General features: G+C 57.9%; 14 protein-coding genes and 1 tRNA gene. 5 read left to right on the top strand and 10 right to left on the bottom strand.

Going from position 1 to position 17,937, the window contains the following annotated elements:
- Positions 1–50 precede the first annotated feature (50 nt).
- A complete protein-coding gene (locus tag VGU25_04540) occupies positions 51–2,363 on the bottom strand; it encodes a GH92 family glycosyl hydrolase (protein HEV2576460.1) in 2,313 nt (770 codons plus the stop codon).
- A gap of 238 nt (positions 2,364–2,601) precedes the next feature.
- On the opposite strand from VGU25_04540, the gene VGU25_04545 reads away from it, so the two are divergent.
- Complete coding sequence (locus VGU25_04545; protein HEV2576461.1) at positions 2,602–3,162, top strand: DNA-3-methyladenine glycosylase; 561 nt, start codon at positions 2,602–2,604, stop codon at positions 3,160–3,162.
- Between the two features lie 24 nt (positions 3,163–3,186).
- Here VGU25_04545 and VGU25_04550 read toward each other — a convergent pair whose 3' ends face one another.
- Entirely contained in the window at positions 3,187–3,465 is a 279-nt protein-coding gene (locus tag VGU25_04550; protein HEV2576462.1) for a hypothetical protein, read from the bottom strand.
- Positions 3,466–3,827: 362 nt separating this feature from the next.
- Here VGU25_04550 and VGU25_04555 point away from each other — a divergent pair, with 362 nt between their 5' ends.
- The 3 genes from VGU25_04555 (at position 3,828) to VGU25_04565 (ending at position 9,634) form a co-directional block, all read left to right on the top strand.
- Positions 3,828–4,205, top strand: a complete 378-nt coding sequence (locus VGU25_04555; protein ID HEV2576463.1) for a hypothetical protein — start codon at positions 3,828–3,830, stop codon at positions 4,203–4,205.
- A gap of 491 nt (positions 4,206–4,696) precedes the next feature.
- Positions 4,697–6,760 (top strand): alpha-N-arabinofuranosidase, encoded by a 2,064-nt coding sequence (locus VGU25_04560; protein ID HEV2576464.1) that lies wholly within the window; start codon positions 4,697–4,699, stop codon positions 6,758–6,760.
- Positions 6,761–6,982: 222 nt separating this feature from the next.
- A complete protein-coding gene (locus tag VGU25_04565) occupies positions 6,983–9,634 on the top strand; it encodes a glycoside hydrolase family 3 C-terminal domain-containing protein (GenBank protein ID HEV2576465.1) in 2,652 nt (883 codons plus the stop codon).
- 12 nt (positions 9,635–9,646) lie between these two features.
- On the opposite strand, the gene VGU25_04570 is transcribed toward VGU25_04565, so the two are convergent.
- The 5 genes from VGU25_04570 to VGU25_04590 form a co-directional block, all read right to left on the bottom strand.
- Positions 9,647–10,498 (bottom strand): alpha/beta hydrolase, encoded by an 852-nt coding sequence (locus VGU25_04570; protein ID HEV2576466.1) that lies wholly within the window; start codon positions 10,496–10,498, stop codon positions 9,647–9,649.
- A 99-nt stretch (positions 10,499–10,597) separates the two neighbouring features.
- A complete protein-coding gene (locus VGU25_04575) occupies positions 10,598–11,401 on the bottom strand; it encodes a type 1 glutamine amidotransferase domain-containing protein (GenBank protein ID HEV2576467.1) in 804 nt (267 codons plus the stop codon).
- Positions 11,402–11,934: 533 nt separating this feature from the next.
- Positions 11,935–12,831 carry a 2-oxoacid:ferredoxin oxidoreductase subunit beta gene (locus VGU25_04580; GenBank protein ID HEV2576468.1) on the bottom strand — a complete coding sequence of 299 codons (897 nt, stop codon included), beginning with the start codon at positions 12,829–12,831 and terminating at the stop codon, positions 11,935–11,937.
- 11 nt (positions 12,832–12,842) lie between these two features.
- Positions 12,843–14,642 (bottom strand): 2-oxoacid:acceptor oxidoreductase subunit alpha, encoded by a 1,800-nt coding sequence (locus tag VGU25_04585; protein ID HEV2576469.1) that lies wholly within the window; start codon positions 14,640–14,642, stop codon positions 12,843–12,845.
- A 354-nt stretch (positions 14,643–14,996) separates the two neighbouring features.
- Positions 14,997–15,086: transfer RNA gene (locus tag VGU25_04590), tRNA-Ser, on the bottom strand.
- Between the two features lie 119 nt (positions 15,087–15,205).
- Here VGU25_04590 and VGU25_04595 point away from each other — a divergent pair.
- On the top strand, positions 15,206–15,436 hold the full coding sequence (locus tag VGU25_04595) for a hypothetical protein (protein HEV2576470.1): 231 nt from the start codon (positions 15,206–15,208) through the stop codon (positions 15,434–15,436).
- A gap of 49 nt (positions 15,437–15,485) precedes the next feature.
- On the opposite strand, the gene VGU25_04600 is transcribed toward VGU25_04595, so the two are convergent.
- The 3 genes from VGU25_04600 to VGU25_04610 all read right to left on the bottom strand — a co-directional run bounded on the left by VGU25_04600 (position 15,486) and on the right by VGU25_04610 (position 17,906).
- Positions 15,486–15,884, bottom strand: a complete 399-nt coding sequence (locus tag VGU25_04600) for a hypothetical protein (protein ID HEV2576471.1) — start codon at positions 15,882–15,884, stop codon at positions 15,486–15,488.
- Between the two features lie 321 nt (positions 15,885–16,205).
- Complete coding sequence (locus tag VGU25_04605; protein HEV2576472.1) at positions 16,206–16,820, bottom strand: PEP-CTERM sorting domain-containing protein; 615 nt, start codon at positions 16,818–16,820, stop codon at positions 16,206–16,208.
- Between the two features lie 378 nt (positions 16,821–17,198).
- Positions 17,199–17,906 (bottom strand): PEP-CTERM sorting domain-containing protein, encoded by a 708-nt coding sequence (locus tag VGU25_04610; GenBank protein HEV2576473.1) that lies wholly within the window; start codon positions 17,904–17,906, stop codon positions 17,199–17,201.
- Positions 17,907–17,937: the final 31 nt, after the last annotated feature.

Here is a 17,937-nt window from a genome sequence, read left to right on the forward strand (position 1 = left end):
GCAGATGATTGTATAGCAAAACGGTTTCCTTACCGGCGCCGCTCAAAAGCCTATTCCGCTCTCGCCTCTTTGTAATTTTGCGAGCTCATCGATGGGGGCGCGTCTTCGGGCGAACTGCCCCAGTTCTCGTTCGGCTGGTCTCCCATCTGCAGCACCAAAGTGCCGCCATTCGCAATATCGGAATGACGGAACCAGGGTCGTTCGAGAGGCTGGCCATTGAGTTCAGCGGACTGAATATACTTGTTGCGTGCCGAAACGTGCGTAGCAATGATCGTGAATTCTTTGCCATTGCCTAGGCGCATCACGGCCTTATCAAAAATCGGGCTGCCGATCTCGTAGATGGGGCTGCCAGGGCATACGGGATAGAAGCCCAAGGCGCTGAGGACATACCACGAGGAAGTAGCGCCGCCGTCGTCGTCTCCTGGGATGCCCAGCGGCCCATCGCCGTACCACACGTCCATGATTTGTCTCACGCGCCGCTGCGTTTTCCACGGTTGCCCGGAGAAGTCGTAGAGGTACGCGATGTGAAAGCTTGGCTCATTGCCTTGTGCATACTGTCCAATCAAGCCCGTTGCGTCGGGAAACTGGCCCAGGAATGCGAATTTTGAGGTTCCATATTGCTCTACGAAGAGCTGGTCGAGCTTGGCGTTAAACTTGTCACGTCCGCCCATGAGATCGATTAGACCGGCCACATCGTGCTGGACGCCGAATGTGTAGAGCCATGAATTGACTTCGGTGAAGTAATCGCGGCCGCCTTGTCCGCCCCCCAGCTTGGGATCAAACGGCTCTACCCACTTCCCATCGGCACTCTTCGGAGCCATAAAGCCGATGGCGGGGTTGTAGACGTTGCGATAGTTGTGCGCAAGCTGCGTGAAATACGACGCATCCTGTACTTTGCCCAACGCTTTCGCGAGCTGCGCGAGGCACCAATCATCGTAGCTATTTTCAATCGTTACCGAGACTGCCTGCCTGCGCTCGCCAGTCACTTGAGGCACGGTCTCACTCTGACCATGCGCCAATGCCGGGAAGAAACCGCGGTCGAAGTAGACTTTGTCGAGGCTCGTTAACGTGGATCGGCTCCATGGAAGCATCGTCGCCTGTGTGGCGTTCTTGCGCATCGCCTCGTAGGCCCGTTGAACGTCGAAATCGCGATAGCCTTTCTGGTAAGCATCGAGAATGAAGCTCGCGACGTGATGCCCAATCATTACCGGCTGCTCGCCGGCCACTGAGGGAAACGAAGGCATCCATCCGCTTTGGTCATACATGCGTATGTAGGAGCGGATCATGTCTTCCTGTCGCTCGGGCTCGATTAATAGCTGCAGCGGATGGAGCGAGCGGTATGTGTCCCAAAGACCATCATCGACATAGAAGTCGTGACCCTCCGCGTTATGTACTTGGTGGTCAAAGCCGCTGAAGTACCGGCCGTCCTCGGTGATGTCCGTCATGCGGCAGAGCGAGCGATAGAGACCGGTGTAGAAGATGGTCCGCTGACGCTCGGTCCCGCCTTCGATTTGAATGCTGGAAAGAGCGGTGTTCCATGCCGCGCGTGCACTCGTCTTTACGCGGTCGAAGTCGCTGACAGGAATCTCGCGCTCAAGATTCCGGCGCGCCTGCTCGACGCTTATATACGAGAAACCAACTTTGACCTCTATCACCTCACCCGACGTAGAGGAGAAGTTCGTAACCCACCCCAGTTCATCACCAGACTGGCGCTGGCCTCGCGTCAAGACACCGCGACTCCATGTTTGCGAGGCCCCTGTCGGGCGCGAGAATTCGGCATAGAAATATTGCCGGGTTTCGCCGTTGGGCCCTGCCGTTCGGGTGATATTCCCATTGATTTGCTGGCTGCCGCTCACTGCATGATCGCCTGCGATGGCAACTTCCGCATCTTTTCCGAGACTCAGAACCAGGTGCGCATGTGGACTGGCCGGAAATGTGAATCGGTAATAGCCGGCTTCAGGAGTAACGGTAACTTCGGCCTTGATCTTCCAGGTCGTCAAATCCGCTTCGTAGTAATACGGTGTCGCAGTTTCAAAGTCATGATCGAAGTCGGAGGCGTAGGTTGCCGGCGACGTGCCGGTCTCTCCTGTCGACGCCATCAGCACCGCCGGCCCCGCGGGAAAGCCATAGATTTTGTCCGCCAGATAGCGATCAGTGATGCCAGGTGTGGTAATTGGATAAAGCCGGGCCATTCCATGCGGGTACTGCACATATGGAATCGTCGCAGTCAGCAGTTGCCCGATCCCTCCAATATTCGGAGAGACATAATCTACGGGATCTTTCCTTTGTTGGCCCGCGGCGGAACAGACCGACCCGCCCAGCAGGATTAGGCAAAGTAGACCTTTACCACTCTTAATGGTCATTTAGTTTACTGAGGACACTTTCCACTTTTACCGTGTTTTTCGCCGCGGTGTTCCGCCGCTCCGAAACTTACATTAGTCGAGTCGGTCAATCCGGGCAACGTTAGCCTGGCTTTGTTTGGAATATATAAGCAGCACCCAATCGGATCACTGGTGAGAGAGAAGATGTAGGAATAAGGGTGTGCCAATGCAATCTGCGTCTCAGCTTTCTCGCGGGGTCAGACGGTTGCCACGGGCGAGCTTGCCGACTCGTACTGCCGAGCTGGCGAGATATCTGATCGGGAAGACGGTTGTGCGCGAGGCCGAGCGAGGCAGGATCAGCGGACGAATTGTTGAGACTGAAGCTTACCCGCCGGGCGATTCGAGCGGGCGGGCTTATCGCGGACAGACGGCCAGCAATCGATCGCTCTTCCTGGGAACGGGTTTTGCTCATGTGTACTTCATCTATGGGACGTCGTACATGCTCAACGTGACGTCCGAAGAGCCGGGGGTGGGAGCGGGAGTGCTGTTGCGGGCGCTTGAGCCGTTGGAGGGAATCGAACTGATGGAACGGTTTCGCGGAACCGACAAGTTAAGGGATCTGGCGCGTGGGCCGGGACGGCTTGCGGCTGCGTTGGACGTTGGCCCAAGCCTGGATGGAGTTGACCTGTGCGCCGATGGTCCGCTCTGGCTTGGGAGCGCGATTCGGAAAGTAGCGCAGATCAACACGAGTGTGCGGATCGGCATCACGCGTGGGGTGGACCGGCCGCTGCGTTTCTTTGAGGCGGGAAGCCGGTTCGTCAGCGGCCCGGCAACGAGATAAGAGATCGCCAGGCTTGTCAGTAAGTTATATCTTGCGGATCGTGACGTAGCGGCCATCACTCCAATAGCGGCCGGTGGTCAATTGGGCGACATAGCGGGTCTTTTCGGCGTCGTCTCCTGCACAATTGATTTCGAGCCAGTAATCGACGTACTGCTCGATCTCGGGCGCGAGACCTTCCTGTCGATCGGATACCTGGCGTTGCACGGTGGCGGTTATCTGCTTCTCAGGAGCGTCGGCGAAGGTCAGGCTAATGCGGTCACCGGCGGAGAAATCTTCAGGCCCGACCCTTCCCGTGGTCCTCATAGAAAGATCTCCTTAGGTTCTGTTACGCAGATTGTATTCGCGGTTTTCCGAGGGCGTGCGGGAGACCGCTCAGAATGCCGAGGGGAGGGCTTGCGGAGCGAGGTAAAGCCGCTCCACGGGCTATTGCTTCCCGATCCGGCGAAAACTGAGGAAAGTAGGTCATGAGAGAGGAACTGTGGACAGGCTATGAGACCTTAGATCCGCCCCTGCGGAGTTGGCGTCTCGTCAGGGATTAATGGTGCTCGAGTCTGTCAGACACCTTAGAAATCCAAGAATCTGATGCGAAAGATTTGGGATTATTCATCGATGCGCCTCTACAATTCGTAACTGCGTGTAAACACAGAACCGTGAGGGATTCGAGAATGGCTGAGAAAACGATAGTAGAAAAGGCTGGTGAGGCTGTTGGCTACGGAATTGCGATGGCAGAAGATGTGGCCGGTGCGGTCAAAACGGCCGTCGGTGCAGCGGTGACCACGGTGACAGACGTTTTGAAAAAGACACCTGCGAAGAAAGCTCCCGTCAAACGGAGTACCAAGAAGGCGCCTGCAAAGAAGGCAGCCACCGCGAAGGTTGTCAAGAAAGCCGCCACGAAGACAGCGAGTAAGAAGGCAACCGCGACGAAGAAGCCTGTCAAAGCAGCCGCAGCTAAGAAGACGCCCGCCAAGAAGACGCCGGCTAAGAAAGCGGTGAAAAAGCCCGTAAAGAAGATTACGAAGAAGGCTGCCCAAAGGCGGAAATAACTGTGAGGAAATAGCCAAACGTGAAATCGGGGCAAGGGCCGCAGAGAGTTGATGCAGGTGTAAGTCAAGAAATTAACCAGTACCACTTACGGCTTAAGGGAGCCGAATTGAGCCAGCCGACGGAGCCGTTTATTCAGGCATGGGCGCTTCGTCGGTTTCAGCGCGGGGCGTCTTGAGATCGGTGCGGAATGCGGAGTTGACCTCGGAACAAGCCCTCCATCTGAGGTGGCTGTTGTCGCAATTAGCCATGGCGAAATAAACCTGAAAATCCAACACGCGATAGTATCCCGGGCAGAGCGGGATCGAATTTGCCTCTAGGCGCTCCCGATGAGTGATACTCAGCTCGCCGGATAAAGATTCACGGCACGATTTCTCGGTTGTGCTCCGCCGCCGCCGGCGGATATATTTGCGCTGTGCAAATTACACGTCCGTTCAGAAAGCCTGAGGCCCTGAAGCGTCGCCTGTTCCAGTCAGGATTGTTGCTGCTGTGTTTGTTGCTCTTGACCGACGGAGCACCGGCTCAGTCTCCCACGGTCCGCGCCATAGTCGATGTGTCCAGAACGGGGTCGACGATCTCCCCCTATCTTTACGGGATGTTTTTGGAGCATGGCGGAGAAATCGTCAACTCCGGCCTGTGGTCTGAAATGCTGGCAGACCGTAAATTCTTCTATCCGGTGCAGACCGCTGCTCCCACGCCTCCACCGGCAATGGGGAACGCGGCAGGTAACCCGCGCTTTCGAAACATACCAACACGATGGTGGTCTCCGATCGGCGCCGACGGCATGGTCATGATGGAGACCAAGAGTCCGTATACCGGCGATCACGCGCCGTTGATCAAGCTCGAGCGCAACGAGCCAAACGGCGTCCGTCAAGGCGGGATCACTGTTCGACGTGGTAAAGCGTACACCGGCCGCATCGTGCTTGCGGGCAGTGCGGGCGCGGTGGTAAAGGTCACGCTCGCCTGGGGTAAAGGCGCAGCGGATCGTCAGACCGTCACGATCCGGACGCTCAGGCCGGCCTACCGAAAGTTTCCCCTGCATTACACCGCGTCAGCCGATAACGACGACGCCACGCTTGAGATCACCGGAGTGGGCACGGGCTCCTTCCGTGTTGGTGCGGTTTCACTGATGCCCGCGGATAACATCGAGGGATTCCGTCCCGAGGTGATCGCGGCGCTGAAGCAGTTGCGGTTCGGCGTGCTGCGTTTTCCGGGCGGCAATTTTGTCTCCGCATATGAGTGGCGTAATGGTGTGGGCGACATTGACAAGCGGCCCCCGATCTTCGATCCCGTGTGGCACGCGCTTCAGCCCAACGACGTCGGAACAGACGAGTTCCTGACGCTCTGCCGTCTGCTCGGCGTCGATCCCTACATCACGGTGAACGCCGGTTTCGGCGATGCGTGGTCCGCGCGCGAATTGGTCGAATATGCGAATGGTGACGTCAGCACGCCAATGGGCAAATGGCGCGCGCAGAACGGGCATCCCGCGCGCTACCACGTGAAACTCTGGGGGATTGGCAACGAGCCCTGGGGCGACTATCAGATGGGCGCCATGGCACTTCCGCAGTTTGAGCTGAAGTACGAGATGTTCGCCAAGGAGATGAAGAAGGTCGATCCGGCGATCACGCTCATTGCGCCGGGCGCCATGCCCGACGTCATGGAAGGAGCGGACCAGTCACGGCGCATGAATGGACAGTACGTCCCGGACTACCTGTCCTCCGCGGACTGGACCGGCCAGATGATTCTCTGTTGCTTGAACGACATCGACATGATCAGCGAACACTACTACGCGTCCGGCACAATGCACACCAACATTAAGCTCGAGAAGAAGGTGCCGATTGACCCACCGCTATCGTTCATCGAGTTCCAACGAGCCGCGGCCGTCCAGGTCAGAGCCAAATACGAGCATTACGAGCAATATCTGAAGCTCATACCCGCACTCAAAGCAAAGCCTGTTCCCATCGCGATTGACGAGTGGGCATATTTTTCCGGGGACAGGAACTCCTACAAGACCGTACTTGCTTACGCATGGGCGTTCCATGAGATGTTCCGTCACTCGGACGTCTTCTCAATGGCGGCGCTGACCTTTGCGACTGCGACCATCACATCCAACCGCACGGAAGCCGTCCTCAATCCCACCGGCCTGCTCTTCAAAATGTACCGCGATCACTTCGGCCAGATCCCCGTCGAGGTGATGGGCAATTCGCCGCAGCCCAAGCCGGTGTTTCCTGCCGGCGGGGACCAGCCTGCCGTGAACCCTGGCAGCGACACGTATCCACTCGATGTCAGCGCGGCTTTGAGCGTAGATCGCCGGACACTCACTATCGCCGTCCTAAATCCTTCGAACTCCGAGCAGAGCATCGAGCTTGCGATTCACGGAGCAACGCTCGCGAGCGCCGGAAAGCTTTGGCGTATGGCTCCGGACTCCATCGATGCAACCATCAAGCTCGGAGCGAAGGCTGAGGTTCAAGTGGAAGAACAAAAGCTTGGAGCCCTGCCAGGCACCGTCACCGTTCGCCCTTTCAGTGTCAACATCTACTCCTATCCCAGTCAATAGCCCGCCGGCTGAGAAGGTGGCATGAGACTCACAAAACTTACTTCGCGGAGCAGCAACGGTAACGATCCTCGCAGGCGGCGAATCGCATTCCAGTGCGATAGCCGATCGATTCCAGAACCATGTCCTGCCATTCTTTAGCAGGAACCTTTGCTTTACGGAAGGCTGTCGATAGCCGATCAGCTGACTCAACCCATCCTGGAGAAATAAATGAGAAGCCGTTCTATGTCCCTTTTGGTTCGAGTCATCGCATGCACGGGGATTCTGTTCTTTAGCGGAATGCAGCAACGTGCAGTTGCCCAGGATTCAGCGAATCTGCCCTACATGAATCCGCAGCTTTCACCAGAGCAGCGAGCGATCGATCTGGTGGGTCGCATGACTCTTGCGGAGAAGGCATCGGAGATGCAGAACAACTCCGCTGCGGTACCGCGGCTGAAAATTCCGGCATACCAATGGTGGAGCGAAGCTCTCCACGGCGTCATCAACGACGGCGTGACGGAATATCCGGAGCCGGTCGGTCTCGCAGCCACATTTGACGTGCCGGGCATTCACACGATGGCCGCGCAGATCGGCATCGAAGGCCGCATCAAGCACGTCCAGAACCAGCGCGAAGGCCACACCGGCATCATGGGAGGTCTCGATTTCTGGTCGCCGAATCTCAACATCTTCCGCGATCCGCGCTGGGGGCGAGGGCAGGAGACTTACGGGGAAGACCCGTTTCTCACAGCCCGGATGGGCGTGGCCTACGTGACGGGCTTGCAGGGCAATGATCCCAAGTACTACCTCGCGATCGCGACTCCGAAGCACTTCGCGGTTCACAGCGGACCGGAGCCGACACGCCACTTCGCCGACGTGGACGTTAGCAAGCACGATGAGGTCGACACCTACGAGCCCGCCTTCCGCGCTGCTGTAGTTGAAGGCAAGGCAGGCTCGGTGATGTGTGCTTACAACGCGATCAACGGCCAACCGGCCTGCGCCAATCAATACCTTCTGCAAGATCAGTTGCGCGGCAAGTGGGGGTTCCAGGGATACGTCGTCTCCGACTGCGATGCCGTCAGGGACGTCGCGGCGAACCACCGCTATCGGCCAACGCAGGCGCAGGGTGCTGCCATTTCGGTCCTCCGCGGTATGGACAACGAATGCGTCACGTTCACCTCGCGCTTCGGCGAGCCTGTCGACAAGGCCTACATCGACGCCGTTCAACAGGGCTACCTCCCTGAGAGCGCTCTGGATACCGCTTTGATTCGCCTCTTCATCGCGCGCATCAAGCTAGGCATGTTCGACCCGCCGGACACCGTCCCCTACACGAAGATCGATGAAAAGGAACTCGACAGCGCTGAGCACCGCGCCCATGCTCGCAAGCTGGCCAATGAGTCGATGGTGCTGCTCAAGAACGACGGCATGCTTCCTCTCAAGCCGGAAGTCCGGCGCATCACCGTTGTCGGTCCGCTCGCCGATCAGACGCGGCCGCTCATCGGAAACTATGCTGGTCAACCTACACATATCGTGTCGATGCTGGAGGGCCTTCATGCTGAGTTTCCGAACGCCACTATCACCTTCGTTCCCGGGACGCAGTTCCTCCGCGCAGATGGAACCGCGGTCCCCGCCGCGCTCTTAACGACGCCGGACGGGAAGCCCGGCGTGAAGGCCGAGTACGTCGAAGGCCGCAGAGGGCCCGACGAGAAGAGCGAGCCCTTGCTCACCCGCACCGAAGCCAATGTGAACTTGACACAAGGCGATCTACCGAAGGAAATCGCAGGCAGAAAAACTTTCGGCGTGCAGTGGTCTGGATTCCTTACTCCGAGCGAGTCAGGTGACTTCCTGCTGGGCGTCCGCGCGCAGGGTTTTGCCAGGATTGCTGTCGATGGCAAGCAGGTAGCGATGTCATTCGGCGGTCGCGAACCTGAGCCGGTGATGGGTCGCGTGCACCTCATTAAAGGTCGCAAGGCTGCGATCGAAATCATCTACGGCACACAGAATGGAAAGGCCCACGCTGAACTCATCTGGGAGAAAGTGGACAATTCGGTCTCACCCGAAGCAATCGCGGCTGCGAAGAATGCCGATGCCGTGATCGCAGTAATGGGAATTACCAGCCAGCTTGAGGGCGAAGAGATGCCCGTGAGCGAGCCCGGATTCCTCGGCGGAGACCGCACCAGCATTGATCTGCCTCAGCCCGAGGAAGATCTCGTTGAGGCTGTCGCGGCCACAGGCAAACCGCTCGCAGTCGTGCTCATGAACGGCAGCGCACTCGCCGTCAACTGGATCAATGATCATGCCAATGCGGTGCTCGAGGCGTGGTATCCCGGCGAAGAAGGCGGCGCGGCTGTGGCCGAGACCCTGAGCGGGAAAAACAATCCCGCCGGCCGGCTGCCCGTTACCTTTTACAAGGGTGTCGACCAGCTGCCCAACTTCGAAGACTACGGAATGGCGAACCGTACCTATCGCTACTTCACAGGCAAGCCGCTCTATCCCTTCGGATACGGACTCAGTTACACGAAGTTCTCTTATAGCGATCTCAGCGTCCCCACGACGCCGGTCGCGGCGGGACAGCCCGTGGACGCCGACGTGACTGTGACCAATAGCGGCCGTCTCGCCGGCGACGAGGTTGTTCAGCTCTATCTCAAATTCCCATCGGTCAAGGGATCTCCACGGATTGCTCTCCGCGGATTCCGGCGGATTCATCTGGAGCCTGGGGCGAGCCAGAAGCTACATTTCCAACTCAACCCGCGCGACCTTGGCATGGTTACGGAAGACGGCGATCCAATTATTGCTCAGGGCGATTATTCGATCACCATCGGAGGTGGACAGCCGGATACGGGCGCGCCAATCGCGACCGGCCACTTTCACATTGATGGCCAGTACGCTTTGCCGGAATAGGCCTCGCCGATTTCACCCCATGAAAGCGCTGACCAGCGCAGCGATCTCATCGGCAGCAGTGTCCAGGGCGAAATGGCCGCCGTCGACAATGTGGACCTCGGCGTTCGGAACATCCTTGCGGTAACTTTCCGGCTCGCTCGGATCAAACGAGGTTTCGTATTTACCCCAGATCACGAGCAGCCGCGGTTGCCTTTCGCGCATCCACTGCTGCCATTTCGGATAGGAGTCAACGTTAGTTCGGTAGTCGTAGAAGAGATCGCTTTGTATCTCGGCCTGCCCGGGCCGACTCAGAAAATAAAACTCGTCGGTCCAGAGGTCGGGATCGTGGCGCTCGGAGTCGGGATCGTTTCCGACGTGTCGCGCTCGCGCGGCCTCGAGCGACAAGAGATTGGTGCGCAACGCGCTCTCGTTGGCGATGCGATCAGTCCAGAACGCCCGACGCGTTTTCCAATTTGCTCCCAGGCCTTCGTTGTGGGCGACTGCGTCCTGCACGATCAGCGCCGCGGTGCGCTCCTGGTGCTGCAGCGTCATGCGGAAGCCGACGGGGCCACCGTAATCCTGCATGTAGAGGCTATAGCGCGAAAGTCCGAGTGCCTCAGTGAAATGGTTCATGGTCTCAGCCAGATGGTCGAAGGTGTACCCGAATTTCTTCGGGTCCGGCCAATCGCTGTGTCCAAAGCCAGGATAATCAGGCGCCACCAGGTGATAGCGATCGGACAACCTTGCGAAAAGCGGCTCAAACATCCGCGACGACGATGGGAGGCCGTGCAGCAAAAGGAGCGTTTCCGCATTTTTCGGCCCAGCCTCTCGATAAAGGATCGACAGGCCGTCGACGTGTGTTGTGCGATAAAACGTGGGATTCATCGATGATTGTTTTCCCTTCATCTCCTGGGTCGCGACGGGAGAGTCGGGCGCCAGGCGCGCAATGCGAGGTCCGGCTAGAAGTGAGACTCACCACCAATCTCAGGCGGCTGCTTTTCTCTTGTTCAGTGCGGGTAGAAGAAGTTTAAGAAGCGCTTCGTCGGAGAAAGGGTTCTGGCCTGTGATCAACTCGCGATCCTGAAGGACGTAGCTCTTCCATGGAGCGAGAACACTTACATCACCGCCCGCAGTCTGCAAGGCAAAGTCCGGGTAGAAGAGAACCTTGCCACCAATCTCTAGCGGCTCCCGCTGCTGTTCTTCCGGCGTAGAAAAGATTGTCATCTTATATCCGGAATAGATCCAACCCTTAGCCTGTGCGTGCGCTCCAGCGGCATCGCCCGCACTCAGCGCGGCAATAAACTCCTTGGAATTCGGAAGAGCAGAGAGAAGTGAGATGGGGCCGTGGCAGAGGCACGCGGTCGGCTTGGATGTTTTATGAAAGTGCCTCATCACGGTGCCGGCGTCGGGATCGTCGAGAACATCGATCATCGGACCATGGCCGCCTGGGACAAAGACAGCGTCGTATTGATCCAGCCCGGATGCGATGACATCCGCGATACGGGTTGGATCTCTAAGTCCAGTCAGGCCGTCGCGAAATAGCATATAGTCCTGGAGCTTGGCCGCGTCGCCGCCGAAGAAATCGGCGACCTCTGAATGCACATCCACTTGCGGCGTGTTGCCTTTGGGGTTGGCAAAAGTGATTTCGTAGCCTTCCTTCATCAGGGCGCGAACCGGAACGGTCAGCTCGTTGAGATAGTAGCCAGCGCCTTTGTAGATCTTGCCATCTTTCAAGGGCAAGCCACGACCGCTCGAGACTAGTACCAAGACTTTTCCTGCTGGTGGCATTTTGTTCTCCTCTCGAGAAATCGAATTTGTCCCGAGATCTTAGTTTTTGTCGCTCTGCGCCGTCAGCTGTCCGTCTTTTTCGTGAGGTTTCCATGTAGGTTCGGGCATGTCATTGCCATCCTTTGAGATTGGGGCCGGCGCGGGTCGCGCGTGGGGACATCTCATGGAAATCAGGATGGGAGCCGAGTGGCGGTGGATGCAGTCTACCGCGAACTCGTCTCAGCGAGGAATTTCGCTAGTATCAGGGAATTTTGAAGAGAAATGCACCGCTTGCAGCGTCGCGCAGCCGCAAAATAACCCGAAACATCTGGGAATTTGGTGAAATGTGACTCGGCAGCATGGTTTGCTTGAGCTGGCCCACACCAGAAGCTACGCCGTCTCGCAGCGCAGCATATTAATGATCGTCGCTCCCGTGACTGTCGAAAGTAGCCTTGTTCGCCAGTCGAGCCCTCGCAAGGCCGGTTTATTTCGGAGATGCTGGGGATACTGACCATCCTCACTTGTCAGTTCTGGCCCAGAAGCGCGCCACATCGCTACATCAGTTCCTGAATGAACGATAGGGCAACATCGGAGGACACTCGCGGGTCCCGATTAATCAGAGGCCCTTGGTTCAAGATCGGCTCAGCGGTGTGCAACGGGGGAATGTCGGTGCGCTCGAAGAATTTGCCAATGGGAATTTCTTCGCCCCACAGTGTAGATTTCTCCATCGCTGCGATCCAGTCGGAGGCGTCGTAGGATGCGTCGTCCTCGAGCTTTTTCACGCGTGGACGGAACCATTGGTAGGTGTTGTCGTGGTTATAGGTGACGCAGGGACTGAAGACGTCGAGCAAGGAAAAGCCTCGATGCTGAATCCCCAGTTTTATGAGCTCGGTAAGATGCTTCTGCTCGCCACTAAAACCACGAGCGACAAAGGTACAGCCCGCAGCGAGAGCCAGGGAAATCGGGTTAATCGGGGGTTCGATGTTGCCGAAGGGCATGCTCTTGGTCTTCATGCCGAGGCGGCTGGTGGGTGAAGTCTGGCCGGTGGTTAGACCGTAAATTTGATTGTCCATGACGATGTAAAGCAGATCGACGTTGCGGCGCATGGTGTGAACGAAGTGATTGCCGCCGATGCCGAAACCATCTCCATCGCCGCCGGTGACGATCACGGTCAGCCCATGGTTGGCGAGCTTCACGCCCGTGGCCACAGCCAGAGAGCGGCCATGGAGCGTGTGCATGCCGTAGGTGTTGATGTAGCCGGGGAGGTTCGAGGAACAACCGATGCCGCTGATGGTGATGGTGTTGTGCAGAGGAATCTGCAGCTCGACCAAGGCTTTTTGAAGAGCGGCGAGGACGCCGTAATCGCCGCAGCCGGGGCACCAGTCCGGATCAGCTTTACCTTTCGTATCGGCGATCGTTAGTGTGCGGGGACTCTCTACGAGTGACGCCACGTGCTTCCTCCTCAGACCATGATTTCGTGAGTGGGAACGGAGAGGTTCGTCTTCCCACTGAGCTGTTCCTTTACGGCCTCGACGATGTGATGAGGCATAAACGGTTCTCCGTCGTATTTGCGGATGTGGCCGTCAGGCACAAAGCTGGTTTCGCTGCGCAGGTAGCGGGCAAACTGTCCGCTGTAGTTGTTCTCGACGATGATCGTGTGACGGGCGTCTTTCAGGATTTGAAGGATCGCTTCGCCGTGGAGTGGAACGAGCCAGCGGATCTGGAGTTGGTTGGCGACGATGCCTTGCTCGCTGAGAAGTTCGCAGGCTTCCTCGATCACACCCTTGGTCGAACCCCAGCCGATGAGTGTCACGTCCGCCTTCGGGAGCCCAGACAGAGTAGGCGGAGGAACGGCGGACTCGATCCCGGCCACCTTGCGCATACGCTTTTCCATCATGGCGCGTCGCTTGAGCGGGTTCGTGAATTCATCGCTGATCAAGACGCCGTCTTCCTGGTGTTCATCCGTGGCCGCCGTGTGGATATGGCCGGGCACACCGGGAATGGCGCGCGGCGAGACTCCGCTATCCGTGATCTTGTATCGCAGGTAATTGCCATGTGCGGAGGTTTCCGAGCCCGCACCGTTGCCATTGGCTGCAGTAATAAGCTCTCCCCGGTCAATGAAGGGGTAGAAATCCAGTTCTTTCGAATCGACGCTAAGCCGGCCCTCCGAGAGCAGCAGGTCGCAGAGAACGAGGCCCGGGCACTGAAAGCGATCGGCAATGTTGAAGATTTCGGGAATCAGTTTGAAGCAGTCACCAATGTCCAGCGGAGCCGCGATCACACGGGGATAATCACCAAAGGCCGCGCCGAGCATCTGCCAAAGATCGCCCTGCTCCGTTTTAGTAGGGACGCCGGTAGACGGGCCGGCTCGCTGGCAATTGATCACCACAACCGGGGTCTCCATCATGGCGGACATGCCGAGACCCTCGCTCATGAGGGCAAACCCGCCACCTGAGGTTGCGCACATGGCGCGGACCCCAGCGTGTGCGGCCCCTATCGCCATGTTGATGACGCCGATCTCATCCTCGACCTGGCGGACCATGATGCCGGCCTCGCGAGCGTGTGCAGCCATCCAATGAAGAACTCCAGTGGAAGGACTCATGGGATAAGCACAATAAAATTTAACTCCGGCTGCCGCGCCCCCCATGGCCATGGCCATATTGCCGCTCAAGATGGCATAACGATTCTCGGTTCTGGGAATCGGGTTCGGGAAAGCAGTGAAGTGCGCGGCAGCGTAATCATAGCCAGCGCGTGCCACCGCGACGTTTTCTGAAATGACAGCATCGCCCTTTTTCTTGAACTGCTCGCCGAGAACCTCTTCCAGAGAAGAGAACCCGATACCCATCATGTTGAGGCCGGCGCCGATCGCAAGTGTATTTTGCGCAACCTTGTTTCGCGTGATGTCGGCCAGCTCAGAAACTGGGAGCGGGCACATCTGTACGCCGTCTGCGGCAACGCCGGGCTTGATCGTATCGGAGTTGTAGATACAGGAAGAGCCGGCTGCAAGCAGGCCGAGATGGCGATCCATCGCGTCCTGGTTGAGAGGGATGAACAGGTCGATCCGGTCACCCATATTGGTGACTTTATCGGGACCAGTCCGAACAGTCAGAAAAGTGTGGCCACCACGAATGATGGACTGATATGCGTTGTAGGCGTTGAGATGGAGGCCGCGCCGACTGAATATCTTGGCGAAAATATCCCCGGGAGTGGCGACTCCCTGGCCGGCTGCTCCTCCGATGCCAATAGCAAAGGTCTGCTTCATCACACCTTCACTGACTATGAACCCAGCCGAAGGGGCCGGAGAACCGGCAGGCTCACGATATTAGATCCCGATAGACCAACTCTTCACACGTGAATGATCGGCTCGCTTTTTCGGGTGGCCGGAGTATACACCTAAACTTGCGGACGCTCGCCCGAGGCCGTTTTAGTGCCGCGGACGATCCTGTCAACTGCATCCGACCGCGAGCTTTACGGAAGAATCGATCTCGTTATGGAAGCAATTGACCGATGCTGTCAACTAGCATAGGCAGTATCGATATCTCCCATGAAAGGCTTGATCTGGACCAAGAAATCGCTTCCTTCAGCCGTTCGGGACGGTTCAATTAGTGGGAATGAGTGGCGGAGGGAGAGGGATTCGAACCCCCGTTGCCCGTTAGGGCAAAGCGGTTTTCAAGACCGCCTGTTTCAACCACTCACACATCCCTCCGCGGGGGTGAGTAGAGATAAGGATAGCAGGATGGCTCGGGCGCGCCAGTCGATGTCGCTACGTCCAAGTAGATAAGTCCGAGTACGCGGGATGGTGCGTCCGATTAAGGAGGTGACGCTATGCCGAGTCATTCTGTGAAGGCGCTGGTTTGCGGTGTGCTGCTGATTCCGCTGGCGTGGATCGGGATTGTTCTCGTGGGGAAGTTGCATGGCGGGGCTGCACTGGTGCCGGCGGTCGTCGTGTGGGCGTTGGTGTTGCTAGCTGATTTGTGGTTTGGCGTGGTGAGTGTGGTGCGCGCTCGACGTCACCGCATCGAGCGCACACCGGAGCCGAAGTTGGGAGGAAGGTAATTTGTGTTTCTCCCGCCGCAACGCTCGAGCGAAACCGCGCTGAACGCCGTTACTTCCATTCCCACATCTTTGAGATGGTCTGGCCGGAGGGATCTACGTCGTACTCGAAGGCTGCGCAGCTGTTGTTGAGCGCGGCGAGCTTTGTCGAGGTGGTCTGGAAAAAGAGCATGCCGCGATAACTGACGGAGCCGCCGGGTCCGAACTTTCCGACGCCGGTTCCAGTCCAGGTGACAGCTTCACCGTCATCGGTCGTGCTCATACCCTGACCATGGCCGAGGATGGAGCCGTCGGGACGAACTGTCGAGGTATAAGTTCCCATTCCAGTTGTGTTGTGGCCGAGGATTTTGCCGGAATCCTCAAAGGAGACTTCTGCGGTTGGCGGATTGACGGAGAGGACCCGGCGGACGAGTCGTTTGCCTTTGGTTTCACCTATCTGATTTCCGAGCATGGATGTTCTCTCGCTTTCAAAAGATTTGGATTGCGCAGCCCGGGGAAACCGGAATTGTAGTCCTGAAGAGGCGGGAGTGGCGTGGGAAATGATCGGAAAGGAGGGTACCCCCTCCCCCTACCTATATTGTGCAAAGTCTTCAGGGCAGGGGTGTTAGGTCTGGACTTTTTGGTGCAGGGAGGAAGTGATCGGTGACTTCAGAGGCTTGCAGGTGTTTTGGAGGGAGGGGCGTCGAGGGGGGATCTGTCAAGTTGCGGCACGACTCGTTTGGACTCAAGGGCCGAGGCAAGCCCAAGAGTCCAAACGGATCGATACGGTTGTTTAGCCGTTGCGGCGCAGACGGCGAGCGCCCGCGATGCTGAGCAGGCCGCTGCCGAGGAGAAACAGGGCAGAGGGCTCCGGGGTTGCAGAGGGGTTTGGTGAGAAGGTTGTGAGCCAGGATCCCGTAAACGAGGTAGGCGTGCTTCCATCAAAGAAAATATTGACGAAGTAAGACTGCCCGTCGGGGAGGTCAAAACCTGCGCTTTGCGCCAGGAATTCGATCGTATCCGGGCCGGTCAGGAAGGCCTCCCAGATATCGCCGCCGGTGCAGAAGGTCGTGCCGCCGGTGGTTGTGCCGGCGCAATGCGCGCCGTTTCCTGTCGTTACGGAAGCTGGATCGATCGCGCCGCCGCCTGCGAACGTGATCTCAAAGCCATAAGCCGGCGAGGACTCGCCGTAGTCTACAACGCCGCGGTCCACACCGGGGCTTCCCCAGTCGTTCAGGTAACCCGTGGAGGCTGCGCCGCCATCGCCGTTGAACACCCAGGTTTCAGACGAGCTGGCCAGTGTGCCGCTGGCCCCTGAACCTGAGAATGCGTAGTCTGCGCGTGCCGCGGCAGGAAGCATAGCCGCCACAACGCCAAGAGTGAGTGTTGCAATACCCAGTTTTTTCATAACCCTCCTAAATTCCTCCAGAGATAGTTACGTTCTACAGGCGAACAGACCTGCATTTTCTGTCGCAATGCGGAAGCAACGTTGGTGAGAAAAGGCCTCGAGTGCGCCTATGTTGGTGCATTTTCGATGCCATGAAGTGAGTGTGTAATTCGCCCAAAATCAAGGCCGTGCCAAGTTATGGGGCATCTACTGTGCACAGTTTTGCAGGGGAAGTGACCAACGATTTCCATTTGCACTCAAAAGTGCTCGCACGCGGTTACCAGAAAACCAATTGGATTGGCAGCGCCCGGCGGTCGCGAAGCGGGTTCCTGTGGAAATGCAAAGAGAAAAGCCCTCTGCTTTTTAGAGCAGAGGGCCGGGTTTGTGACTCAGGGATGATCAGAGTGAAACGGCTTTGCGGCGGCGAAATACGTAACCGGCAGCGCCGCAGAGGGTGGTGCCGAGCAGCAGGAGGCTGGAGGGCTCAGGGGTCGCAGCAGCCGCCGGCGCGTTGTAGAGTGTGCCGTTGACGTTGAAGTTGTTGATGTCGGTGGTCTGGGTGCTGCTGAAGCCGCCGTCCTCATCAACGGTGATGTAGTTGATGTCGACGGTGCCCTCCTGCGAGAGGAACTGCGCCCAGGTTTCATAGCTGGCACCGGTGCTGCCACCGCCGAAGCCATTGTTTTGAACGATGAGATCGGTGGAGTCGACGACGTTGCCGGTGGACTCCCAGGAGCCGGGAGTGGGGTCGGTCAAGGCGCCACCGCCGACGGGTGTGCCGAAATACACGTACGCCTCATTGTTGCTGTTGTCGCCGATGGAGAAGCGGGGCGCACCGTTGCCGAGGGTGCCTTGGGTCACGTCGAAATCGGCGCTGAGTGTGGTGAGGGCGGAGAGGGCGACGGCACTGTTGAACTGGACGTAAATGCCGGAGTAGTTGTTTGGGGCGTCGGCGGGGTTGGAGGTGAGCTGGTAGACAGGTGTGCCGCCGGGACCGGAGACGACGGAGGTCTCGCCATAGGTGCCGAAGCTGGTGGACTGCGCGTGGAGACAAGGGACAGCGAGGGCGAGTGGGAGAAGTGCTGCTAGGACAACTACTTTTTTCATACTGACTCCGGGACTTGAGATCGCGGCGTAA

It is taken from the genome of Acidobacteriaceae bacterium (assembly GCA_035944135.1).
Classification (GTDB): Bacteria; Acidobacteriota; Terriglobia; order Terriglobales; family Acidobacteriaceae; genus Granulicella.